Source organism: Burkholderia sp. MSh2 (assembly GCF_000731655.1).
GTDB lineage: Bacteria > Pseudomonadota > Gammaproteobacteria > Burkholderiales > Burkholderiaceae > Burkholderia > Burkholderia paludis.
Window position 1 is genome coordinate 21,632 of record NZ_JPGM01000072.1, and the last position, 21,664, is coordinate 43,295.

Below are 21,664 nucleotides of genomic sequence, written 5' to 3' on the forward strand. Positions count from 1 at the left end.
ACGTGCGCGGGCTGCCGCAAAAGGGCGCCGGATGCGGCCGTGGCTGGCGGTTCGCATGACGCGCACGGGTAAAAAATCTCGAACGGGCATTCTAGCCGATCCGCCCGGCAGACTGACCCGTGCAGCGGCGAATTCCGCCTATTTGGGATCGCGCGGGGCAACGGACACATTGCCGCAACGCGGCACCGCACGCGTGCGGGCGGCCGGCGCCCCGCAGGTGTGAGCGGCGGCCCATCAGAAGACGAGGCGCAGCACGGTGAACACGAGCATGCCGACGACGATCGTGCCCAGCATGCTGCGCCGCCACAGGAACCAGCCGAGGCCGGCGAGCGCCGCGTAAAACGGATGGTTGGACAGCGCGAACGACAGCCCGGCCGGCGTTTCGAGCACGTCGGGCAGCACGACGGCGACCAGCGCGGCGGCCGGCGCGTAGCGCATGGCGCGCTGCGCGCGCTCGGGCAGCACGGTGCGTTCGCCGCCGATCAGGAACAGCGCGCGCGTGAGGGCCGTGACGACCGTCATCCCGATGATGACGATCCAGATTTCCGTCGCGCTCATTCGCGTTCCCTTTCTTGCACGGTTTCGGTGCGGATGCGCCGCCAGTCGGCCCGCTCGACGAAGAAATCGGTGGAGCAGCCCGCCGCAAGCGCGGCGAGCACCGCGAGCGGCAGCGCGAGCCGGTACGGCAGGTCGAACGCGACGAGCGACACGACGCCCGCGACCGCGACGGCCGCGAGCGTCGAGCGGTTCGCCACCGCCGACACCATGATCGGGATCAGCGCGAGCGTGCCGGCCAGCTCCAGCCCCCAGCTCGCGGGAAAGACGCTCGCGAGCAGGATGCCGGCGAGCGACGACACCTGCCACGACAGCCAGCTCGCGAGCGCCATCCCCCAGAAATACGCTTCCTTGCCCGGCACGCGGCCGTATGCGAAGCCCTGTTTCTGGAACAGCAGATAGATCACGTCGCCGTTGAAATAGCCGATCGCGAGACGCCGCCACAGCGGCAGGTAGGAAAAATGGGGCGCCAGCCCGGCGCTGAAGATCACGAAGCGCGTGTTGACCATCGCCGCCGTGAGCAGCACGGTCCAGATCGGCAGCTTCGCCGCGAGGAGCGGCAGCACCGCGAGCTGCGACGAGCCCGCGTAGACGAGCAGCGACATCGCGCTCGCCTGCCCGATCGTCATCACCGACTTGCTCATCGCGATGCCCGTGACGAGCCCCCACGAGAAAATCGCCATCAGCGTCGGGGAATAGTCGCGCGCGCCCTGGATCAGCGCGAAGCGGTCGGTGGCGGACAATCGAGCGAGCATGGGCAGGCGGGCCGCGGCGGGCGGTTCGTCGGGACGCCGGCGCCTCCTGCCGGTGCGGCCCGTCATTATTGGAATCGGTACCGGACGATTATAGCGCCGCCCCCGCGCGGTCCGACCGGATCGTCGCCAAATGACGCTAAAATGAGCGTCTTTCCGGCTCAACGCTGCATACAACCGCATCCCAGGAGAAATCTATGTCAATGGCCGACCGCGACGGCAAGATCTGGATGGACGGCAAGCTGATCGACTGGCGCGACGCCAAGATCCACGTCCTGACCCACACGCTGCACTACGGCATGGGCGTCTTCGAGGGCGTGCGCGCGTACAAGTCGGCCGACGGCAGCACCGCGATCTTCCGCCTGTACGAGCACACGAAACGTCTGCTGAATTCGGCGAAGATCTTCCAGATGGACGTGCCGTTCGACCGCGAAACGCTCGAAGCCGCGCAGCTCGAGGTCGTACGCGAGAACAAGCTCGAATCGTGCTACCTGCGCCCGATCATCTGGGTCGGCTCGGAAAAGCTGGGCGTGGCCGCGAAGGGCAACACGATCCACGTCGCGATCGCCGCATGGCCGTGGGGCGCGTACCTCGGCGAGGACGGCCTCGCGAAGGGCATCCGCGTGAAGACGTCGTCGTTCACGCGCCACCACGTGAACGTGTCGATGGTGCGCGCGAAGGCGTCGGGCTGGTACGTGAACTCGATCCTGGCGAACCAGGAAGCGACGGCCGACGGCTACGACGAAGCGCTGCTGCTCGACGTCGACGGCTACGTGTCGGAAGGCTCCGGCGAGAACTTCTTCCTGGTGAACAACGGCAAGCTGTACACGCCCGACCTGTCGTCGTGCCTCGACGGCATCACGCGCGACACCGTCATCACGCTCGCGCGGGACGCCGGCATCGAGGTCATCGAAAAGCGCATCACGCGCGACGAGGTCTACACGGCCGACGAAGCGTTCTTCACCGGCACGGCCGCCGAAGTCACGCCGATCCGCGAGCTCGACAACCGCACCATCGGCAGCGGCGCGCGCGGCCCCGTCACGGAAAAGCTCCAGTCGGCGTTTTTCGATATCGTGTCGGGCAAGAATGCGAAGTACGCGCACTGGCTGACGAAGGTCTGAGCGCGCCGCGCCACCGACCGCCCCACAAAAGAGTGATAAGAGAAAGTCTCATGAGTGAAATCAAGGAAATGCCGCTGGTCGAGCTGACGGCCAAGGATCTTCCCGCCTACTGCCCGAACCCGGCCATGGCGCGCTGGAGCGCCCACCCGCGCGTCTTCATCGACGTTTCGCACGGCGAGGCGCGCTGCCCGTACTGCGGCACACGCTACAAGCTGCGCGACGGCGAGGTCGTCAAGGGCCACTGAGCCCCGGCGTCCGGGCCCGTGGGCCCGCCGACCCGCAAGGCGGCGCAGCCGGATTTCCGGCGCGCCGCCGTTCTCCATTCTGGCAACCCGAACGCGGCGCCCGAGCGCCGCGCTTCATCAAGACATCGGAAGTCGACCTGATGCGTCGAGCGCTGGTTATCGCACCGAACTGGATCGGTGACGCATTGATGGCGCAGCCGCTTTTTGCGCTGCTGAAAAAGCTCCATCCCCGCATCGCGATCGATGCCGTCGCACCCTCGTGGGTCGCGCCCGTGCTCGAGCGGATGCCCGAGATCCACGATGTCTACGCGACCGACCTCGCGCACGGCAAGCTGCAGCTGCTGCGCCGCTGGCAGCTCGCGAGCGACCTGCGCGACGTCGGCTACGACGCGGCGTACGTGCTGCCGAATTCGCTCAAGTCCGCGGTCGTCCCGTGGCTCGCGAACATCCCGCTGCGGATCGGCTACACCGGCGAGCACCGCTACGGGCTGTTGAACGTGCGCCACGCGAACCCCGACAAGTCGGGCGAGCGGCCGCCGATGACGACCCACTACGCGGCACTCGCGTACGCGCCGGGCGCGAAGCTGCCCGAGTCGATGAAGACGCTGCCCGCGCCGCGCCTCGACGCCGACCTGAACGAGACGGCGCGCGTGTCCGCCCGTTTCAATCTCGATACGCGCAAGCCGCTCGTCGTGTTCTGCCCGGGCGCCGAATACGGCCCGGCCAAGCGCTGGCCGCCCGAGCATTTCGCGTCGCTCGCCAACATCGTCCACCAGTCGTTCCCGTATACGCAGATCGTCGCGCTCGGCTCGCAGAAGGACGCCGCCGCCGCGCAGGCGATCGCCGACCATGCGCCGAACGTGCGCAACCTGTGCGGGCAGACGTCGCTGTCCGAGGCGTGCGCGCTGATCGCGCGCGCGAATGCGGTCGTCACCAACGATTCGGGGCTGATGCACGTGGCTGCCGCGCTGCGCCGGCCGCTCGTCGCGTTGTACGGATCGACCGATCCGCGCCACACCCCTCCGCTGTCGGACCTGGCGAAGGTACAATGGCTGCATCTCGAATGCAGTCCCTGCTTCGAACGCGAGTGCCCGCTCGGCCACCTGAAGTGCCTGCGCGAACTCGGTCCCGAGCAGGTATTCGGCGATTTGCGCGGCATGCTCGTCGGGCAGCGCTGACCCTGGCCGGCAGCGTCGCACGACGCGCCGGGCAATCCGATTCACCGGTGTGCGGCGGCCCCATGCGGGCCGCCGTGCTGAATACGGCGCGCGACGCGCGCGAGAGATAACCCCGATGCCACGTTTTGCCCGCCTCTTCGAAGCCGCCGCCGATACGCTGAACGCCTACTACCAGGCCGTCGCCGATGCCAATCTCGACGCGCTGCTGGGATTGTGGATCGACGAGGATTTCGCCAGCTGCGTATGGGCGGACGGCGAGCATCTGCACGGCCTCGACCAGATTCGCAGCGGGCTCGCCAACCGGCTCGCCACGCGCCCCGTGACGATCGAGCCGCTCGACATCCGCGTGTACGACAGCCTCGGCACCGTCGTCTATACGATCGCCGAGGCGCATCAGCAGGCCGACCTGACGGCCGAACCCGACATGGTTTTCGCGACGTACGTGATGATTCACGAACGCGGCGAGTGGCGCATCGCGCATATTCACGCGAGCCCGATTCCCGAACAGGCGGCCGGGCAGTTCGCCGCCAAGATCCGTCATGGTCAGGGCCCGCTGCACTGACGAAAAGACGCAACAACGCATACGCGGGGCGATCATGAGTACGGCTTCTCCGCCCACCTCGCCGCTGACCGGGGCCCCGGCCCCCGACGACGACACACTGCGCTATCGCGCACCGCGCTGGCTGCCCAACAGTCATGCGCAAACCATCGTGCCCGCGCTGTTCGCGCGACGCCCGGTCGTCGCCTACCGACGAGAGCGCTGGGAAACCCCCGATCACGACTTCATCGATCTCGACTGGGTCGCCCATCTCGACAGCGCGGCGCCGCCGCCCGACGCGCCGCTGTTCGTGCTGTTCCACGGCCTCGAAGGCAGCTCCGGCTCGCACTACGCGCTCGCGATGATGGCCGCCGCGCGCGCGAAGGGCTGGCATGCCGTCGTGCCGCACTTCCGCAGCTGCAGCGGCGAGATCAACCGCCAGCCGCGCTTCTACCATCTCGCCGACAGCGCCGAAGTCGACTGGATCCTGCGCCGGCTCGCCGCGCAGCATCGCGGGCCGCTGGTCGCGGCCGGCGTGTCGCTCGGCGGCAACGTGCTGCTGCGCTGGCTCGGCGAGCATCGCAGCGACACGTCGATCCTGCGCGCCGCCGCCGCGATCTCGACGCCGATCGACGTCCACGCGGGCGGCCGCGCGCTGTCGCAGGGGTTCGCGATGGTCTACACGCGCAGCTTCCTGAAGACGCTCAAGCGCAAGGCGCTCGCGAAGCTCGACCAGTACCCGGGGCTGTTCGACCGCGAGGCGATGCTGCAGTCCGTCACGATGCGCGACTTCGACGAGGTCGTGACCGCGCCGCTGCACGGCTTCGCGAACGCGGACGACTACTGGACCAAGGCGACGACGCGGCCGCTGCTGCCGGCGATCGACGTGCCGACGCTGATTCTCAACGCCCGCAACGACCCGTTCCTGCCCGAATCGGCGCTGCCGGGGCCGGCCGACGTGTCGCCGGCCGTCGAGCTCGACCAGCCGGCGGACGGCGGCCACGCGGGATTCATGACCGGGCCGTTCCCCGGCCGTCTCGACTGGCTGTCGGCGCGGGTGTTCGGCTATTGCTCCAAATTCGTCGACCATGGATGACATCGTCAGGCAGGCAATCGCGAAGTGGCCGAACGTGCCGCACTGCACGGGCTGGCTGCTGCTCGACCGGCGCGGCGAGTGGCGGCTGCGCGACGACGCGGCGCAGGCGGCCGGCGAGCTCGGCTCGCCCATCCGGCATGCGGCGCTGAACGCGTTCATCGGCCGCAACTACGAATGCGACGCGCAAGGCCGGTGGTTCTTCCAGAACGGGCCGCAGCGCGTGTACGTCGAGCTTGCCTATACGCCGTGGGTCGTCCGGCTCGCCGAACGCGACGGGGCGCTCACGCTCGCCGACCAGACCGGCGCGCCGTTCGAGCCGGATGCAGGATGGCTCGACGACGCGGGCGGCGTGCTGTTCCGCGCGGCCGGCTCGCCGGCGCGGGTCGCGGCGCTGCACGATCACGACCTCGGGCTGTTTGCCGACCACGCGGATTTCGACGCCGCGCCACCCGTGCTGCGCTGGCGCGACGGCCGCACGCTGCCGCTGGGCAGCATCGCGTGCGCTGACGTGCCCGCGCGGTTCGGCTACGTCGCAAGCCCGGCGCGGCAGGCATGCGACGCAGCCGGCGACGGCTGACCCGCAGCCCGCCCCGCGCGCAGGCCGCTACCCGCGGCCGTTCTTCTCGTCGTCGCGCTCCTCCTTGTAACGCGCCTCGAATTCCAGCAGCCGCGCGCCGATGATCGACTGCTCGTAGAACGAGACGTCCTTCGTGTCGCGCGCTTCCTTCAGCTGGCGAATGGCCGACGGCCAGGCGCCGTCGAGCGCGAGTTTCTCCGCGAGCGCCCGGCGCCGCGCGAGCACGTCGCCCTTGCCATCGCTCGCCTTCGCGAGATAGTCCCACCAGTCCGGCTGCTCGGGATCGGCCTTCGCCTGCGCGCGGGCGAGCGCCTGCGCTTCGGCGAAGCGGCGCGCGGCGATCAACGCCTGCAGGTGCGCGACGATCGCCGCGTGCGACGCCGGCCAGCGCCGCTGCGCGAGCGCCGCGAGCCGCACCGCGTCGTCGGTCCGCCCCGCGCGGCGCGCGATCTCGGCGGCCAGCACGTCGAGGCTCGGCGAACTCGTCGCCGGATCGTCGTCGCGCCGCTCGCGCGCCTCGAACGCGGTGCGCGCCGACGCGAGCGCCTTGCCGGCCGCGTCGTATTCGCCGAGCTGCGCGCTCGCGAGCGCGATGCCGTACCAGTTCGCCGCGACGTTCGGCGCCGTGCGATCGCCGATCTCGAACTGCATCCGGCGCGCCTCGACCGCGATGTCGGTCGGCGCGCGGTTCTGCAGGACGCGCAGCCGGGCGCGCACGAAGCCGTACTCGGCCGACTGGCGCGGCTGCCGGTAAGGCGCGCGGCGCGCGCGATCCTCCATGTCGGCGATCCGTTCGCCGGTCAGCGGGTGCGTGCGCGCATAGGCCGGCACGCCCGCATCGCCCATCGACGCACGGTCGAGCCGTTCGAAGAAGCCCGGCATCCCGTAAGGATCGTAGCCCGCGCCCGCGAGCAGCTGGAAACCGACGCGATCGGCCTCGCGCTCGGCCGACCGCGAGAAACGCAACTGGTTGTCCACCGCGTAGGCCTGCCCGCCCACCGCGATCGCGCTGCCGAGGTCGCCGCTTCTCGCGAGCACGCCGGCCAGCACGCCGAGCAGCATCGTCGCGAGCGCCGTATAGCCGGTCTTCTCGCTCGCGCCGATCATCCGCGCGATGTGCCGCTGCAGTACGTGGCCCATCTCGTGGCCGACCACCGACGCCAGCTCCGACTCCGTCTGCGTCGTGACGACGAGCCCGCTGTTGATCCCGATGAAACCGCCCGGCATCGAGAACGCGTTGATCTGCGGATCGCGCACCGGGAACAGGTCGAAATCCGGCATATAGCCGCCGATGAAGCGCGCGGCGGCCGCGGCCGCGAGCCGCACCGCCATCGCGTTCAGATAGTCGCGCACGAGCCAGTCGTCGAGATAGTCGGGATCGCGCCGCACCTCGCGCATCACGCGCTCGCCGAGCTGACGCTCGGCCCGGGGCGTCAGCGAGCCGCCGGAACCGTCGCCGAGATCGGGCAGTTCGAGCGCGCGAAGCGGCGCGCGCAGGCTCGCGGCCGGCGCCGACGCGCCGCCCGCGCCCGACAACCGGCTCTCCGCGCCGCCGTACGTGCCGAACACGCCGGTCGCGATGCCGGACGGCACGGTGGAAATCGACGGCGCGCCACCGGCCCCCGGCTCGAGCGGCGGCGCGGACGCACGCTGCGCATGGCTGCTCGGCGGCAATGCGAGCACCGCCGACAGCGACACGGCAAGCAACTGTTTGACACGCATGGCAGGATGAAAACGACGCCGTCCGCGCGCCGGGCGCGCATCGCGGCGTTTGGTCTGAATATTCGGGTCATTGTACCGGCGGCGCGGCGACTGTCCCGTGTCGCACGGGCGTCGTCTGCGCCCCCGTCAACGCGGACGCCGCTGCTATGATAGGCGCCCGTTGCAACGGAGCACGACATGTCAGGACTCACCCATTTCGATGCCGCCGGCCATGCGCACATGGTCGACGTCGGCGACAAGCAGGAAACCCGGCGCATCGCGATCGCGCGCGGCACGATCCGGATGCTGCCGGCCACGTTCGCGCTCATCCGCGACGGCAAGGCCAAGAAAGGCGACGTACTCGGCGTCGCACGCATCGCCGCGATCCAGGGCGCCAAGCGCACGGCCGACCTCATCCCGCTGTGCCACCCGCTCGCACTGACGCGCGTGGCCGTCGACTTCGAACTCGACGACGCGCTGCCGGGCGTGCACTGCGTCGTGCAGGTCGAGACGTTCGGGCGGACCGGCGTCGAAATGGAAGCCCTGACCGCCGTGCAGGTCGGGCTGCTGACCGTCTACGACATGTGCAAGGCCGTCGATCGCGGGATGGTGATCACCGACGTGAGCGTGCGCGAGAAACGCGGCGGCAAGTCGGGGGACTGGAAAGCCGAAGACGTGGCGGGTTGAACGCCAGTGGCCGCGACGGCGGCCACTCACGGAGCAACGTCGGCCGTAACGATTGCCCGTTCGAACGATAGAAAACCACAAGAACAGTCACAACAATGAAGAATCCCGCGCTGAAATACGCCGCACCGCTGCTGTGCGCGCTCTCCCTGCTGCCGGTCGCCGCTTCGGCCGCCGGCGCCTGCCCCGCCGCCGACACCGCCGCGCGCGCGGCCATCGACGCGCAGCACCGCGTACAGAAGATCCGCAATCCGCAGAGCGACGGCGGCGGCGTCCCCATTTCTCCGCCACTGCGCGACGCACTGCGTGCGTACAAGCAGGCGCTCGTCGGCGCGATCGATGCGCGGCTCGCGTGCAGCGACGAACAGGCCGACCCGGCCGTGCTGAAACGCACGCTCGCAGCTGCGCTCGGCGTGCCGGCCCGGCCCGTCCAGCCGAAAGACGGCGAATCGGCGTTCGGCCGCAATCCCGAGATCGAAGTCGAACGCGGCGGCACGTCGCGCCCGCTGATCTTCGTGCGCGCCGGCTTCGACATCGAATGCGGCGACGACAACCTGCTGACCGCCTACGCGTGGGAAAGCGGCGGCTGGCGGCGCGTGCTGCGCTGGCAGGCCGACGACTACAAGGACATCGACGGCGCGTACGGCAGCGGTTTCTGGTTCTCCGCGCTGCCCGGCGGGCAGGTCGCGGTCGTCCACGGCACGCCGTGGTGCGCGTCGCGCTGGAGCCAGTTCGGCGCGGACGTGATCGCGCCGGCCAACGGCTCGACCGCGCAACGCACGCTGTTCCATTCCGCGAACGACTACGTGATCGACGAAAACCCGATCCGGTTCAAGGTGCGCCCCGACGGCTTCGAGGTGCGCATGATGGTCAGCTCGAGGGACACCGAGGTGATGACGCGGCCGGGCATCTTCCGCTATCGCGTCGACGGCGGCGCCGTGCAGCGCGTACAGCCCGTCGCCGTCAACGGCCGCGATTTCGTCGACGAATGGCTGAAGGTCGACGATGCGCAGGCGCGCGAATGGAGCGAGCCCACCACCGCCGCCGCCGCGCAGAAAGGCCGGCAGGCATTCGACAAGGCCAGCAAGGTATCCGGTATCGGGTTCGCGTACGGCCCGGTGCGCAGCTGCTCGGACAGCAAGGACCGCTTTCAGGTCGAACTCGACCTGACGGGCACGACCGGGGACACGATTGCGCGGCACTATGCGCTGATTCGCCAGGAACGCAACGGGTTCACGCTGCTCGGGCTGAGTACGACGGCCGAGCCGGCTTGCCGCGGCGCGGACCTGATGCCGAAGCGCTGAACGTCGGGCGCGCGCCGCAACGACTGTCGACGGCGACGCCCGCTGGCGCGGCTGGCCGGGAACGAAGCCGGACGGCGCGCCGCCCGCACGTCATTCGCCGCGCTGCGGCTCGAATATGAACGGCTGGGTCAGCAGGAACGGGTTCGCGGTCGCGCCCGTCTGCACGCAGGTCGCGTGCGTCATTGCGTCGACGGCCGCACGATCGGCCGCCGCATTGCGGCTGCTCGTCGTCACGGTGACGTTCTGCGCTTCGCCGGACGTCGTCATCAGCGCGCGCACCAGCACGGTCGCCTGGCGCGTGAGCGGCTTCGCGGTGTCCGGATAGACGGCGCGCGGAATGTGGCAGGTCAGCTTGCTTTCCTGCGACGACGACAGCATCGCGCAGCCGGAAAACAGCATCGCGACGGCTGGCAGGATCAGGTAGGTCGGGCGAATGGCCATGGTCGAATATCGTGCTTCAGCACTGTTTCGGACGATCGCGCCGCGCACCGGAGAACATTGCCCGGTACGCATCGCATGCGTCACACCGCGCCGCGGCCATCGGACCGGCGCCCCGTTACGGCCGCACGGCCGATCGATGCCCGGCCGCGATCCTGCGTAGCGACTTCCCCGGATGGCCGGGGTGTTGCCTGTACGTGCGCCGGCCGGACCTCATGCGGGCCGGCCCGCGAACGCTTGCGCGCATTGTGCACGCGCCCTTCGATACATGGCGGCGATTTGACAATGGTTGACGCGAATCGCCGCACATTCGGCCGGAATCCGCGCAAACCACGAGGTAATCGCTGCCGGGCCGGATTCTCGCCGGGCTGCATGGCCCGACACGCGCGCCCGCTTCATCGCGAAACCGCGAACGCCGGCACGCCCGCTCCGGCAAACGCCGCGCGCGTCAATCCGAATCGTCGTCGTCCGTATCGTCGGCCGCGTCGTCCGGCACCTCGCCGTACTTCGCGACGACGGCCGCCTTGAACGTCTTCAGTGCCGGCTGCTGGTCGCACAGCCTGTACAGCGACGCCAGCTGTTGCGGCCAGTCCTTCAGTTCCTTCGCAAACACGTGCAGGCGCGCGACGGTATCGAGCGCGTCGGCCTGGCGGCCCGCCAGCGCCTGCAGCACCGCATAGCGGCGCAGCACCGTCTCGCCGGGCAGCAGCGCGATCGCACGCTCGTGCGCGGCGAGCTTGGCCGGCAGGTCGTCCGGCGAAAGCGGCAGCAGCGTCGCCGCGCCGTAATTGCCCCAGGCGCCGAACAGCAGCGACGGCGCGTCGCGATATTGCGCGGCCGGATCGCTGCCGTAATACAACACTTCCGCGCGCTGGTAGTCGCGCAGCACGGGCACCGCCGCCAGCACGCCGCCGACCGACAGCACCGCGAACAGCCCGAACGCCGCGCGCCCCGGCAGCAGGCGCAACGGCTTCACGTCGAGCAGGCCGATCACGAACATCGCCGGCAACAGGAAGAACATGTACTGCTGCGGATACTCGACCAGCGCATGCATCAGCACGATGCCGATCAGCGCGAAACCGAACACGCGCATGCTCGACTGCGGCGCGCGCAGCGCGCGCACGAACCACATCACGAGCGTGACGACGAGCACGCCCAGGCCGACGAGCCCGGACTTCGCGAGCAGGTCGATGAAGATGTCGTGCGAGTTGTTGGCGATCTCGACGCCGCCGAGCGCGCGCACGAGCGCGAACTGGTGCGACGGGAATTCGCCCCAGCCGACGCCGAGCAGCGGATGCTCGCGGAACATCGCAAGCCCGTACTTCCACAATGCGAGGCGAGGCGCGATCTGCCCTGCGTCGCGCATCCGGTCGGCCGCCGATTCCGCGAGATTCAGGTGATAGTGCAGGTTGGCCCAGCGCACCGCGACGTTCACCACGACGAACATGAGCGCGAGCACGACCGGTATCAGCCAAGCGCGCGCATTGCCCGGCGCGCGGCGCGATTCGAGCCGCGCCATCCAGAAGCCCGCGACGACCGTCACCGCGACCTGCAGCCACGGCCCGCGCGACACCGTCAGCGCGAGACCGACCGACAGCACGACCGACAGCGCGAACCACGCCCATACCGCGAGCCGACGCGTCTGCACGAGATACAGCGCGCCCGCGAGCGCGAACGCGATGTAGCTGGCCAGGTGGTTCGCCTGTGCCATGTTGCCGTACGGGCGGCGATCGACCGCGACGTTGTACATCACGACGAACGGCGTCAAAACCGATTCGAGGTGAAACAGCTGCGCGATCTGGGTGCCGACCGCGAACACGCCGCCGATGAGCAGCGCGCCGGCCATCATCCGCGACACGGCCTCGGCCAGCCCGTCGCGCGCCAGTGCATAGCCGGACTGCATCGCGACCAGCGCGGCCGCCAGATAGCCAACCGCCAGCCAGTTCATCGACGGCACCTTGAGCGGGATCAGCGCGACCTGCGCGACCAGCACCACGGCGAATCCGAGCGGCGCGAGGAACGCCGCCGGTGCGGCAAACGGCTCGGCCGGACGCCCCGTGCGCGCGAGCAGCATGACGGACACGCCCACCAGCAGATACAGCACCAGCGCGGAAAACTCGGAATAGAAGGTCGGGATCGGATACGTGTGATTCGTGATCGCGTACGGCACGATCAGGGCGACAGCCAGCGCAACGAGCGGCAACGAACGGGAAAAAGTAGAAGGCATGAGCGAACCGGATGTCAGCAACCGGCGCACTATACAAAACTTTCCCTACTCTGTGCGGTGCCGTCGCACCGCGACGCGACTCCCGGCTGGCGCCCCGGTCGACCGAAGCGCCAGCCGGCGAGCCGCGCGCGCCGCGCCTCACCGCCGCCGGCCCTACGCGCGGCACTCGGCCGGCGCGTATTTCGCGGGCAGCGTCGCGGCGTCGCCCGGCAGCGGCCCGGCGCCCGGCGCCGGCAGCGACGACGCATCCTTGCCGGCGGCGAAGCATTCCCACGCGATCGCGCCGGCCTGCATCGCGCCCTTTTTGAGGGGTACGCGCGCGGAAGGCGCGTCGGCCTTGTCGGGCGCCGACGGCACGAGCACCAGCGTATTCGCGCCGGCCGCGGCGACGCGGGTGGTGAACGCAACCGTGATCTGACCGGTCTCGCCGTCGATCGCGACGGATTCGACGTTGCGGGTTGCAGTCGGCGGGTTGTACCCGCCGTCGAGGCTCGCGCCGCTCGCGGCGTTGTCGGCAACCGCGAGCCGCGCGGACGACGCGAGCGCCAGCCCCTCGCCGACGCGCGAACGCGCCAGGTAATCCTGGTACGCGGGAATCGCATAGGCCGCGACGACGCCGACGATCGCCAGCACGATCATCAGTTCGATCAGCGTGAAGCCGGCCGGCCGCCAGCGCGGCACAGGCCGGTTCGCGCGCCGCAGATCGGCGACGACGCGACGGAACAGGGAAACGGAAAAGGCTTCGAACATGGCAGGCTCCGGAAACGAAAAACGCCTGCCGATGGAGGCAGGCGTCTCGATCGTAGCCAGCGGGCCCCGAATCCGGCAGTCGGCCGGATGGCCAGTGTCAGCGCGCGTGCGGTGCGTCGCCGCGCCGCCTCAGCGCGGAGCCGATCGCCACGACGAACAGCGCGCCCGCGATGCTCGCGCCATAGAGCGCCGTGGGCGTATCGAGCTCCGGCCAGCGATCGCCGACCGGGTCGTTCACGATCAGCCCGCCCGCGATCCAGCCGAGCAGCGCCGCGCCGAACGTGACGACGATCGGAAAGCGGTCGAGCAGCTTCAGCACCAGCGTGCTGCCCCACACGATGATCGGCACGCTGACGACGAGCCCGAAGATCACGAGCGCGATCCGGTGCGACGGATCGGCCTGCTCGGCCGCGCCGGCGATCGCGATCACGTTGTCGAGGCTCATCACCGCATCGGCGATCACGATCGTCTTCACGGCATCCCACAGGCGGTCGGCCGGCTTGATGTGATCGTGCGCGTCGGCGGCCGGCGCCATCAGCTTGATGCCGATCCACAGCAGGAGCAGCCCGCCGCCGAGTTTCAGGAACGGCACGTCGAGCAGCGCGACCGCGAACGTGATCAGCGCGATGCGCAGCAGGATCGCCCCCGCGGTGCCCCAGATGACGCCGCGCAGCCGCTGGTTGGCCGGCAGGTTGCGGCAAGCGAGCGCGATCACGACCGCGTTGTCGCCGCCGAGCAGGATATCGATGATGACGATCTGGAGAACGGCGCCCCAGTGCAGCGACGTCAGGAATTCGAGCATGGCGGTGACAGGCAGGACGACGGCCGCCCGGCGGGCGACCTGGTTCATCGCCGGCACATGCGTGATACATGCCCGGCGCTTACAAAATCATTGCGCGAGCATAACAAAAAACGCCGGCAAAGCCGGCGTTTTCTGCAGGACGAAACCAGCGGAAATATTACAGCGCCTTTTTCAGCAGGCGCCCCATTTCCGACGGGTTGCGCGTGACGGTGATGCCGCACGCTTCCATGATTTCCAGCTTCGCCTCGGCCGTATCCGCACCGCCCGAGATCAGCGCGCCGGCGTGGCCCATGCGCTTGCCCGGAGGCGCCGTGACACCGGCGATGAAGCCGACGACCGGCTTCTTCATGTTGTCCTTGATCCACTCGGCCGCATTGGCTTCGTCCGGACCGCCGATTTCGCCGATCATCACGACCGCATCCGTATCCGGATCGTCGTTGAACATCTTCATGACGTCGATGTGCTTCAGACCGTTGATCGGGTCGCCGCCGATGCCGACTGCCGACGACTGGCCGAGGCCGAGTGCCGTCAGCTGCGCAACGGCTTCATACGTCAGCGTGCCCGAACGCGACACGACGCCGATGCGGCCCTTGCGGTGGATGTGACCCGGCATGATGCCGATCTTCAGTTCGTCCGGCGTGATCGTGCCCGGGCAGTTCGGCCCGAGCAGCAGCGTCTTGCGGCCTTCGCGACGCATGCGGTCCTTCACTTCGATCATGTCGCGTACGGGGATGCCTTCCGTGATGCAGATCGCGAGATCGAGGTCGGCTTCGACCGCTTCCCAGATCGCAGCGGCTGCACCTGCCGGCGGAACGTAGATGACCGACACGGTCGCGCCGGTTTCCGCCTTCGCTTCCTTGACGCTTGCGTAGATCGGAATGCCTTCGAAATCTTCGCCGGCCTTCTTCGGGTTCACGCCCGCGACGAATGCTTCGCGGCCGTTTGCGTATTCACGGCAGGCGCGCGTATGGAACTGACCGGTCTTGCCGGTAATGCCCTGCGTGATGACCTTCGTGTCCTTGTTGATCAGAATCGACATGTATTTTGACCTCTGTTCGATTGGCGTCGCGAGCTGACCGCGCCGCCATGCGTGTTCATTGAGCGCGCGCTTACTTGCCTGCGGCAGCCGCGACCACCTTCTGCGCGGCTTCTTCCATGCTGTCCGCCGAGATGATCGGCAGGCCCGAGTCGGCCAGCATCTTCTTGCCGAGGTCCTCGTTCGTGCCCTTCATGCGCACGACGAGCGGCACGTTCAGGTTCACGGCCTTCGAACCGGCGATCACGCCTTCCGCGATCACGTCGCAGCGCATGATGCCGCCGAAGATGTTCACGAGGATCGCCTTCAGATCCGGGTTCTTCAGCATCAGCTTGAACGCTTCCGTGACCTTCTCGGTCGTTGCGCCGCCGCCGACGTCCAGGAAGTTCGCCGGTTCGCCGCCGAACAGCTTGATGGTGTCCATCGTCGCCATCGCGAGGCCTGCGCCGTTCACGAGACAGCCGATGTTGCCGTCGAGCGAGATGTACGCGAGGTCGAACTTCGACGCTTCGATTTCAGCCGGATCTTCTTCGTCCAGATCGCGGTACGCGACGATTTCCGGGTGGCGGAACAGCGCGTTCGAGTCGAAGTTGAACTTCGCGTCGAGTGCGGTGACCGTGCCGTTGCCGGAGACGTTCAGCGGGTTGATTTCAGCCAGCGACGCGTCGGTTTCCCAGAATGCCTTGTACAGGCCTTGCAGGATCGCGCGTGCTTGCGGAATCGAAGCAGCCGGCACGCCGATCTTCGCGGCGAGATCGTCGGCCTGGGCGTCGAGCAGACCGGTCGACGGCTCCACGATGACCTTGTGGATCAGTTCCGGGTGCTTCTCGGCCACTTCCTCGATGTCCATGCCGCCTTCGCTCGAACCCATCAGGACGATCTTTTGCGACACGCGATCGACGACGAGGCTGACATACAGTTCCTGCTTGATGTCGGCGCCTTCTTCGATCATCAGACGGTTGACCTTCTGGCCTTCCGGACCGGTCTGGTGCGTGACGAGCTGCATGCCGAGGATCTGGTTCGCGTATTCGCGGACCTGCTCGATCGACTTCGCCACCTTCACGCCGCCGCCCTTGCCGCGGCCACCCGCGTGAATCTGGGCCTTCACGACCCAAACCGGGCCGCCCAGCTCTTCCGCCACCTTGACGGCTTCGTCCACCGAGAACGCCGGCTTGCCGCGCGGTACCGCGACTCCGAATTTCCGCAGGATTTCCTTACCCTGGTACTCGTGAATCTTCATGCGTGATTCCCTTCAGTCTGAGAGTTGGATGAAAAGTCGCTTAAGACGCTTCTTCGAATGATTTCCGTTCATTCCTTCGTGCTGCCCTCACCGGGCAGGTCCGGCCGGCTCGCGCCATACCAGCGCGGGTAGTACTGCCGCACGACCTCGCCGTCGAACCGCAGCGCCCGGCAGCGGCCGAGCTGGAAAGGCGGTTCGGCATGCACGCCGTCATGATCCGGCCCTTCACCGCCCTCCTCGCGCACGTTCCACACGTCACCGGCGAACGCCTGGATCGCTGCGGTCGGCAGCACGGCGCACAGTTCGGTGAGATGGGAACAGCCTGCGACGCCGGCGAGAAGCCGGCTCGCATCGCGGCGGAAATGGCGGAAGAGATTGAGCCCGATGAGGGCCCGATAGGCGGGAGGAGCGGATTGACACTGACCGGGATAGGGCACCCATTCCGAAGACGCTTCGGCGTCGACGACATTGAGTTCACGATCGATAGTCACGCGCAGCCAGAGTTCGTGGATCGGCAGGCCCTGGGGCCGGATGCCCGACGCAAGCGCGACATCGCGCGGCTTGTGGTCGGTCAGGCAGGCTTCGATATCCCACAAGCCGTCGCCGCGCTCGTAAGCTTCCGCTCGGATTGCGCGTCGATGTCGCAACTGACGGGGCACGGGCTCGGATAGCGGCATGCTGGAGGTTGAGGCCGAAGAGGAAAACCCATGAATTTTAGCATATTGGGTATTTGAGACAGTTTGACGCGACGGCGGGTATTCCCGCCTGTCCGGAAGCGGTTGCATTGCAGCAAAATCGCGCGCCACGCGCGCGATCGGCCTGCTCAGTCGTCGATCGGGAAATCGTCGCCGACCTTCAGCAACTTCACGATGGTCGCGCTCGAGAAGCCGCGCGCGGCCAGAAAGCGCGCCTGCTTCGCACGCTCGGCCGGCGTTTGCGGCAGTGCACCGAATTTCTTGCGCCAGACGGCCTGCGCACGCGCCCATTCGGTCTCGCGAAGCTGGGTACTCACCTCTTCGACGAGCGTGTCGCCGACCGCATGGCGCTTCAGTTCGCTGACGATGCGCGCGACGCCGACACGCGACCCGCGGCGATGCACGAGGCTCTCGGCAAAGCGCGCGTCGGACAGCCAGCCTTCCTTTTCGAGTGCATCGAGCACCGGCTCGATGGATTCGTCTTCGCCGGCGTAGGGTGCGAGCTTGCGTGCGAGTTCCGCGCGGCTGTATTCGCGCCTGGACAGATAGCCGAGCGCGCGGCCCTTCAACGACCGCGGCGGCTTCGACGATTTGCGCTCGCCCGTGCCCGGCGCATCGCCGGACGAAGCGCCGGCGGAAGTGCCGGACGCGCGGCGCGTGCGGCGCGGATGTTGGCTGCTGCGCGTATAGACGTCTTCCCTGGCCGGCGACGCCGCACCGGATGCACGATCGCCCGGAAAACTGACGCCGGAAACACGCCGACGGGAGCGGTCGTGCGCATCGAACGATTCGTCGTCGTCGAACGGATCGTCCGGCGCGGCAATCTCAAACGAAACGAGGGCATCGTCGGATGCCCTCGTCGCGGTGCGGCCTGCGGCATCGCTGCCTGCAGGCCGCCGGTTGGCGCCCGAGGATCCCGCTCGCCGGCCGGAGCGACCCGCCGCTTCGGGCGCGTCGCTCTCTTCCGGTTCGCCAGCCTGACCTCGGCGCCCGACCATCACTCTTCTTCGTCCATCGCCTCGGCTTCGTCGTGGCCGACACCATCCGGCATGGCGGCAACGCCGAGCGATTCACGGATGCGGTTCTCGATCTCGAGCGCGATTTCCGGATTCTCGCGCAGGAATTCACGCGCGTTGTCCTTGCCCTGACCGATCTTCTCGCCGTTGTAGCTGTACCAGGCGCCGGCCTTGTCGACGATCTTCGCCTGCACGCCGAGATCGATGATTTCGCCCTGACGCGAGATGCCTTCGCCGTACAGGATGTCGAAGATCGCTTCGCGGAACGGAGGCGACACCTTGTTCTTGACGACCTTCACGCGGGTTTCGTTGCCGATCACCTCGTCGTTCTTCTTGATCGAGCCGATCCGGCGGATGTCCAGACGCACCGACGAGTAGAACTTGAGCGCATTGCCGCCCGTCGTGGTTTCCGGGTTGCCGAACATCACGCCGATCTTCATCCGGATCTGGTTGATGAAGATCACGAGGCAGTTCGTGCGCTTGATCGTGCCGGTCAGCTTGCGCAGCGCCTGCGACATCAGGCGGGCCTGCAGACCCGGCAGCGAATCGCCCATCTCGCCTTCGATTTCGGCCTTCGGCACGAGCGCCGCGACCGAGTCGATGACGATCATGTCGATCGAGCCCGAGCGCACCAGTGCGTCGGTGATTTCGAGCGCCTGCTCGCCGGTGTCCGGCTGCGAGATCAGCAGCTCCGGCACGTTCACGCCGAGCTTCGCGGCATATTGAACGTCGAGCGCGTGCTCGGCGTCGATGAACGCCGCGGTGCCGCCGATCTTCTGCAGTTCGGCGATGACCTGCAGCGTGAGTGTGGTTTTACCGGACGATTCCGGACCGTAGATCTCGACGACCCGGCCGCGCGGCAGGCCGCCGACGCCCAGCGCGATATCGAGACCGAGCGAGCCCGTGGACACGACCTGGATGTTTTCGGTCGCCTCGCCGTCGCCCATGCGCATGATCGAGCCCTTGCCGAACTGCTTCTCGATCTGGGCAAGCGCGGCGGCCAGCGCCTTGCTCTTCTCGGCGGTCATCCCGGAGCCCTTCTTGCTATCTTCCATGAATCGTCCTTTGCTATGATGAGCAGCGTCTGTTAAAGGCGCGCCCGCTTTCAAGCGCCGCCCACGAATGCAGACACTGTATAAAAAAACAGTGTTTTGTGCAAGCCCGCAATGCAGGCTGCGTTGTACACGAATCACTTCGGAGACAGCCGGCCGGCGCGAACGCCCTGCCGGCCATCGGTCAGCACCATGCGAATTCTCATCGCGGAAGACGACAGCATACTCGCGGACGGCCTCACCCGGTCACTCCGCCAATCGGGCTATGCGGTCGACCACGTGAAGAACGGCGTCGACGCCGATACGGCGCTGTCGATGCAGACCTTCGACCTGCTGATCCTCGATCTCGGGCTGCCGAAGATGTCAGGGCTCGAGGTGCTCAAGCGGCTGCGCGCCCGCAATTCCAACCTCCCCGTGCTGATCCTCACCGCCGCCGACAGCGTCGACGAGCGCGTGAAGGGGCTCGACCTCGGCGCCGACGACTACATGGCCAAGCCGTTCGCACTCAACGAGCTCGAGGCGCGCGTGCGCGCGCTGACCCGGCGCGGCGCGGGCGGCGGCCCGACCGTCGTGCGCCACGGCTCGCTCGCGTTCGACCAGGTCGGCCGCATCGCCTATGCGAACGATCACGTGCTCGATCTTTCGGCGCGCGAACTCGGCCTGCTCGAAGTGCTGCTGCAGCGGATCGGCCGGCTCGTGTCGAAGGAACAGCTCGTCGACCATCTGTGCGAATGGGGCGAGGAAGTCAGCAACAACGCGATCGAAGTCTACGTGCACCGGCTGCGCAAGAAGATCGAACCGAGCGGCGTCCGGATCTCGACCGTGCGCGGCCTCGGCTATTGCCTCGAGAAAGTCGCGCCCGCCGCGCCGGCCGACGCGACGGCGCCCCAGCCCGCGGTGGCCGGCACGCCGCTGCGCTGACACCGCGCGTCGTCGCGATGGCCACGCCGGCCCCTTCCCGCCACTCGACCGGCGCGCCGCAGTCGGCCGCCGACGAGGCGCGCGACGCGCGCTACGAGAACCCGTTCGCGCCGCCCGACGCAACCGATGCGCCCGAGGCGCCGCGCCCGCGCTCGCTGTTCGGCGAGATCCTCGACTGGATGCTCGCACCGCTGCTGCTCCTGTGGCCGATGAGCATCGCCGTCACCTATCTCGTCGCAAAAACGATCGCGAACGGCCCGTTCGACCGCTCGCTCGAGACCAACGCCTACGTGCTCGCGCGGCAGATTCATCCGGTCAACGGCGTGGCCGAGCTGACGCTGCCGGAGCAGACCCGCGACTTCCTGCGCGCGGACAACGTCGACAGCGTTTACTTCCAGGTGCTCGGCACGCGCGGCGAGCTGGTCGCGGGCGAGGCAGACATGCCGCTGCCGCGCGACGAGGACCGCCCGCCGCCCGGCGTCGTCGTGTTTCGCGACGACCTGCTGCGCGGCAACGACGTGCGCGTCGCGTATACGACGGTCGCGCTGCCGCAAGCGAGCGGCACGCAGCCCGTGCTCGTGCAGGTCGGCGAAACGCTGGACAAGCGCAACGCGCTCGCGAACGACATCATCAAGGGTGTGATCCTGCCGCAGTTCGTGATCCTGCCGCTCGCGATCCTGCTGGTCTGGTTCGGCCTGTCGCGCGGGCTCGCGCCGCTCAACGCGCTGCAGGCGCACATCCGCGCCCGGCGGCCCGACGACCTGTCGCCCGTCGAGGCGCAGCGCGCGCCGCCCGAGATCGAGCCGCTCGTCACGTCGTTCAACGACCTGCTCGCGCGCCTCGAACAGAACATGGCGCTGCAGAAGCGCTTCATCGCCGACGCCGCGCACCAGATGAAGACGCCGCTCGCGGGCCTGCGCACGCAGGCCGAGTTCGCCCTGCGCCACCCCGTCCCGCCCGACGTGCAGCGCTCGCTCGAACAGATCGCGACGAGCTCCGAACAGGCCGCGCGGCTCGTCACGCAACTGCTCGCGCTGGCGCGCGCCGAGAACCGCGCCAGCGGGCTGACCTTCGAGCCGGTCGAGATTGCCGCGCTGGCGCGCCGCGCCGTACGCGACTGGGTGCAGGCCGCGCTCGCGAAGCGGATGGATCTCGGCTACGAAGGGCCGCCCGACGATGCGCCGCTCGACGTCGACGGCAATCCGGTGATGCTGCGCGAGATGCTCGGCAACCTGATCGACAATGCGATCCGCTACACGCCCGAAGGCGGCCGCATCACCGTACGCGTGCACGCCGACCCGACCGCGCGGTTCGCGCATCTCGAAGTCGAGGATACGGGGCCGGGCATCCCGGCCGCCGAACGCGAGCGCGTCGTCGAGCGCTTCTACCGGATCCTCGGCCGCGAAGGCGACGGCAGCGGCCTCGGGCTCGCGATCGTGCGCGAGATCGCCGCACAGCACGGCGGCACGCTGACGCTCGACGATCACGTCTACCAGCACGCGCCGCGCCTCGCCGGCACGCTCGTGCGCGTCAGCCTGCCGCTGGCAGGCACCGCCCCGGATTAACCCTGACGCGCACCGCCACGGCCCGCCGCGATCGCATCGAAACCGGCGTTTTACACGACGTTCGCACCATGATCCACACAAAAACCGGCCGATTCCGCGCGGGTTAACGCGCATTCGTTTTGTACGCGCGAGTCAGTCCGCCGTAAGTTTCCATACCAATAATCGTCGACA

At 68.2% G+C, this 21,664-nt stretch carries 22 protein-coding genes; 10 read left to right on the forward strand and 12 right to left on the reverse strand.

Annotation, left to right across the window (positions count from 1 at the left end):
* Positions 1-234: 234 nt before the first annotated feature.
* On the reverse strand, positions 235-558 hold the full coding sequence (locus GQ57_RS32355; RefSeq protein ID WP_034200006.1) for an AzlD domain-containing protein: 324 nt from the start codon (positions 556-558) through the stop codon (positions 235-237).
* A complete protein-coding gene (locus tag GQ57_RS32360; RefSeq protein ID WP_031402578.1) occupies positions 555-1,310 on the reverse strand; it encodes an AzlC family ABC transporter permease in 756 nt (251 codons plus the stop codon). Before GQ57_RS32360 ends, GQ57_RS32355 begins: the two co-directional genes overlap by 4 nt.
* Positions 1,311-1,504: 194 nt before the next feature.
* Between GQ57_RS32360 and GQ57_RS32365 the strand changes: the two genes are divergently transcribed.
* The 6 genes from GQ57_RS32365 to GQ57_RS32390 all read left to right on the forward strand — a co-directional run bounded on the left by GQ57_RS32365 (position 1,505) and on the right by GQ57_RS32390 (position 6,062).
* Positions 1,505-2,428: a branched-chain amino acid transaminase gene (locus tag GQ57_RS32365; RefSeq protein WP_031402577.1), complete on the forward strand. Its 924-nt coding sequence runs from the start codon at positions 1,505-1,507 to the stop codon at positions 2,426-2,428.
* Positions 2,429-2,478: 50 nt separating this feature from the next.
* Positions 2,479-2,673 (forward strand): zinc-finger domain-containing protein, encoded by a 195-nt coding sequence (locus tag GQ57_RS32370; RefSeq protein WP_006749970.1) that lies wholly within the window; start codon positions 2,479-2,481, stop codon positions 2,671-2,673.
* A 140-nt stretch (positions 2,674-2,813) separates the two neighbouring features.
* A complete protein-coding gene (gene waaF / locus GQ57_RS32375) occupies positions 2,814-3,851 on the forward strand; it encodes a lipopolysaccharide heptosyltransferase II (protein ID WP_031402576.1) in 1,038 nt (345 codons plus the stop codon).
* A gap of 115 nt (positions 3,852-3,966) precedes the next feature.
* The gene (locus GQ57_RS32380; protein WP_006749968.1) at positions 3,967-4,413 is read left to right on the forward strand and encodes a nuclear transport factor 2 family protein; all 447 of its coding nucleotides are present in this window, start codon (positions 3,967-3,969) and stop codon (positions 4,411-4,413) included.
* A gap of 34 nt (positions 4,414-4,447) precedes the next feature.
* On the forward strand, positions 4,448-5,485 hold the full coding sequence (locus tag GQ57_RS32385; protein WP_031402575.1) for a hydrolase: 1,038 nt from the start codon (positions 4,448-4,450) through the stop codon (positions 5,483-5,485).
* Positions 5,478-6,062, forward strand: coding sequence for a DUF2946 family protein (locus tag GQ57_RS32390; protein WP_034200007.1), 585 nt, complete (start codon positions 5,478-5,480; stop codon positions 6,060-6,062). The genes GQ57_RS32385 and GQ57_RS32390 overlap by 8 nt, the downstream gene beginning before the upstream one ends.
* Positions 6,063-6,089: 27 nt before the next feature.
* On the opposite strand, the gene GQ57_RS32395 is transcribed toward GQ57_RS32390, so the two are convergent.
* Positions 6,090-7,784 carry a M48 family metalloprotease gene (locus tag GQ57_RS32395; protein WP_034200008.1) on the reverse strand — a complete coding sequence of 565 codons (1,695 nt, stop codon included), beginning with the start codon at positions 7,782-7,784 and terminating at the stop codon, positions 6,090-6,092.
* 177 nt (positions 7,785-7,961) lie between these two features.
* Between GQ57_RS32395 and moaC the strand changes: the two genes are divergently transcribed.
* Both moaC and GQ57_RS32405 read left to right on the forward strand, forming a co-directional pair.
* Positions 7,962-8,450 carry a cyclic pyranopterin monophosphate synthase MoaC gene (gene moaC, locus GQ57_RS32400; protein ID WP_031402572.1) on the forward strand — a complete coding sequence of 163 codons (489 nt, stop codon included), beginning with the start codon at positions 7,962-7,964 and terminating at the stop codon, positions 8,448-8,450.
* A 95-nt stretch (positions 8,451-8,545) separates the two neighbouring features.
* Entirely contained in the window at positions 8,546-9,751 is a 1,206-nt protein-coding gene (locus GQ57_RS32405; RefSeq protein WP_034200009.1) for a hypothetical protein, read from the forward strand.
* 90 nt (positions 9,752-9,841) lie between these two features.
* Here GQ57_RS32405 and GQ57_RS32410 read toward each other — a convergent pair whose 3' ends face one another.
* The 9 genes from GQ57_RS32410 to recA all read right to left on the reverse strand — a co-directional run bounded on the left by GQ57_RS32410 (position 9,842) and on the right by recA (position 19,010).
* Positions 9,842-10,192: a TonB family protein gene (locus tag GQ57_RS32410; protein WP_031402570.1), complete on the reverse strand. Its 351-nt coding sequence runs from the start codon at positions 10,190-10,192 to the stop codon at positions 9,842-9,844.
* 445 nt (positions 10,193-10,637) lie between these two features.
* Positions 10,638-12,416 (reverse strand): PglL family O-oligosaccharyltransferase, encoded by a 1,779-nt coding sequence (locus tag GQ57_RS32415; RefSeq protein ID WP_034200010.1) that lies wholly within the window; start codon positions 12,414-12,416, stop codon positions 10,638-10,640.
* A gap of 153 nt (positions 12,417-12,569) precedes the next feature.
* Positions 12,570-13,166, reverse strand: a complete 597-nt coding sequence (locus GQ57_RS32420; protein WP_034200011.1) for a pilin — start codon at positions 13,164-13,166, stop codon at positions 12,570-12,572.
* A 97-nt stretch (positions 13,167-13,263) separates the two neighbouring features.
* A complete protein-coding gene (locus GQ57_RS32425) occupies positions 13,264-13,968 on the reverse strand; it encodes a TerC family protein (RefSeq protein WP_031402567.1) in 705 nt (234 codons plus the stop codon).
* Between the two features lie 157 nt (positions 13,969-14,125).
* Positions 14,126-15,007 (reverse strand): succinate--CoA ligase subunit alpha, encoded by an 882-nt coding sequence (sucD, locus tag GQ57_RS32430; protein ID WP_006477916.1) that lies wholly within the window; start codon positions 15,005-15,007, stop codon positions 14,126-14,128.
* A gap of 70 nt (positions 15,008-15,077) precedes the next feature.
* On the reverse strand, positions 15,078-16,244 hold the full coding sequence (gene sucC, locus GQ57_RS32435) for an ADP-forming succinate--CoA ligase subunit beta (protein WP_031402566.1): 1,167 nt from the start codon (positions 16,242-16,244) through the stop codon (positions 15,078-15,080).
* A 68-nt stretch (positions 16,245-16,312) separates the two neighbouring features.
* Positions 16,313-16,921 (reverse strand): DUF2889 domain-containing protein, encoded by a 609-nt coding sequence (locus GQ57_RS32440; RefSeq protein ID WP_034200012.1) that lies wholly within the window; start codon positions 16,919-16,921, stop codon positions 16,313-16,315.
* Positions 16,922-17,067: 146 nt separating this feature from the next.
* Positions 17,068-17,937: a recombination regulator RecX gene (recX, locus tag GQ57_RS32445; RefSeq protein ID WP_031402564.1), complete on the reverse strand. Its 870-nt coding sequence runs from the start codon at positions 17,935-17,937 to the stop codon at positions 17,068-17,070.
* Positions 17,937-19,010: a recombinase RecA gene (gene recA / locus GQ57_RS32450; RefSeq protein ID WP_031402563.1), complete on the reverse strand. Its 1,074-nt coding sequence runs from the start codon at positions 19,008-19,010 to the stop codon at positions 17,937-17,939. The genes recX and recA overlap by 1 nt, the downstream gene beginning before the upstream one ends.
* Before the next feature lie 189 nt (positions 19,011-19,199).
* On the opposite strand from recA, the gene GQ57_RS32455 reads away from it, so the two are divergent.
* Both GQ57_RS32455 and GQ57_RS32460 read left to right on the forward strand, forming a co-directional pair.
* Positions 19,200-19,928, forward strand: coding sequence for a response regulator transcription factor (locus GQ57_RS32455; protein ID WP_031402562.1), 729 nt, complete (start codon positions 19,200-19,202; stop codon positions 19,926-19,928).
* A 17-nt stretch (positions 19,929-19,945) separates the two neighbouring features.
* Positions 19,946-21,493: a sensor histidine kinase gene (locus GQ57_RS32460; RefSeq protein ID WP_031402561.1), complete on the forward strand. Its 1,548-nt coding sequence runs from the start codon at positions 19,946-19,948 to the stop codon at positions 21,491-21,493.
* Positions 21,494-21,664: the final 171 nt, after the last annotated feature.

Excerpts from the sequence above, each read along its gene's own strand:
- GQ57_RS32355 (WP_034200006.1), bottom strand. The coding sequence starts at position 558 with ATGAGCGCGACGGAAATCTGGATCGTCATCATCGGGATGACGGTCGTC.
- GQ57_RS32360 (WP_031402578.1), bottom strand. The coding sequence starts at position 1,310 with ATGCTCGCTCGATTGTCCGCCACCGACCGCTTCGCGCTGATCCAGGGC.
- GQ57_RS32365 (WP_031402577.1), top strand. The coding sequence starts at position 1,505 with ATGTCAATGGCCGACCGCGACGGCAAGATCTGGATGGACGGCAAGCTG.
- GQ57_RS32370 (WP_006749970.1), top strand. The coding sequence starts at position 2,479 with ATGAGTGAAATCAAGGAAATGCCGCTGGTCGAGCTGACGGCCAAGGAT.
- waaF (WP_031402576.1), top strand. The coding sequence starts at position 2,814 with ATGCGTCGAGCGCTGGTTATCGCACCGAACTGGATCGGTGACGCATTG.
- GQ57_RS32380 (WP_006749968.1), top strand. The coding sequence starts at position 3,967 with ATGCCACGTTTTGCCCGCCTCTTCGAAGCCGCCGCCGATACGCTGAAC.
- GQ57_RS32385 (WP_031402575.1), top strand. The coding sequence starts at position 4,448 with ATGAGTACGGCTTCTCCGCCCACCTCGCCGCTGACCGGGGCCCCGGCC.
- GQ57_RS32390 (WP_034200007.1), top strand. The coding sequence starts at position 5,478 with ATGGATGACATCGTCAGGCAGGCAATCGCGAAGTGGCCGAACGTGCCG.
- GQ57_RS32395 (WP_034200008.1), bottom strand. The coding sequence starts at position 7,784 with ATGCGTGTCAAACAGTTGCTTGCCGTGTCGCTGTCGGCGGTGCTCGCA.
- moaC (WP_031402572.1), top strand. The coding sequence starts at position 7,962 with ATGTCAGGACTCACCCATTTCGATGCCGCCGGCCATGCGCACATGGTC.
- GQ57_RS32405 (WP_034200009.1), top strand. The coding sequence starts at position 8,546 with ATGAAGAATCCCGCGCTGAAATACGCCGCACCGCTGCTGTGCGCGCTC.
- GQ57_RS32410 (WP_031402570.1), bottom strand. The coding sequence starts at position 10,192 with ATGGCCATTCGCCCGACCTACCTGATCCTGCCAGCCGTCGCGATGCTG.
- GQ57_RS32415 (WP_034200010.1), bottom strand. The coding sequence starts at position 12,416 with ATGCCTTCTACTTTTTCCCGTTCGTTGCCGCTCGTTGCGCTGGCTGTC.
- GQ57_RS32420 (WP_034200011.1), bottom strand. The coding sequence starts at position 13,166 with ATGTTCGAAGCCTTTTCCGTTTCCCTGTTCCGTCGCGTCGTCGCCGAT.
- GQ57_RS32425 (WP_031402567.1), bottom strand. The coding sequence starts at position 13,968 with ATGCTCGAATTCCTGACGTCGCTGCACTGGGGCGCCGTTCTCCAGATC.
- sucD (WP_006477916.1), bottom strand. The coding sequence starts at position 15,007 with ATGTCGATTCTGATCAACAAGGACACGAAGGTCATCACGCAGGGCATT.
- sucC (WP_031402566.1), bottom strand. The coding sequence starts at position 16,244 with ATGAAGATTCACGAGTACCAGGGTAAGGAAATCCTGCGGAAATTCGGA.
- GQ57_RS32440 (WP_034200012.1), bottom strand. The coding sequence starts at position 16,921 with ATGCCGCTATCCGAGCCCGTGCCCCGTCAGTTGCGACATCGACGCGCA.
- recX (WP_031402564.1), bottom strand. The coding sequence starts at position 17,937 with ATGGTCGGGCGCCGAGGTCAGGCTGGCGAACCGGAAGAGAGCGACGCG.
- recA (WP_031402563.1), bottom strand. The coding sequence starts at position 19,010 with ATGGAAGATAGCAAGAAGGGCTCCGGGATGACCGCCGAGAAGAGCAAG.
- GQ57_RS32455 (WP_031402562.1), top strand. The coding sequence starts at position 19,200 with ATGCGAATTCTCATCGCGGAAGACGACAGCATACTCGCGGACGGCCTC.
- GQ57_RS32460 (WP_031402561.1), top strand. The coding sequence starts at position 19,946 with ATGGCCACGCCGGCCCCTTCCCGCCACTCGACCGGCGCGCCGCAGTCG.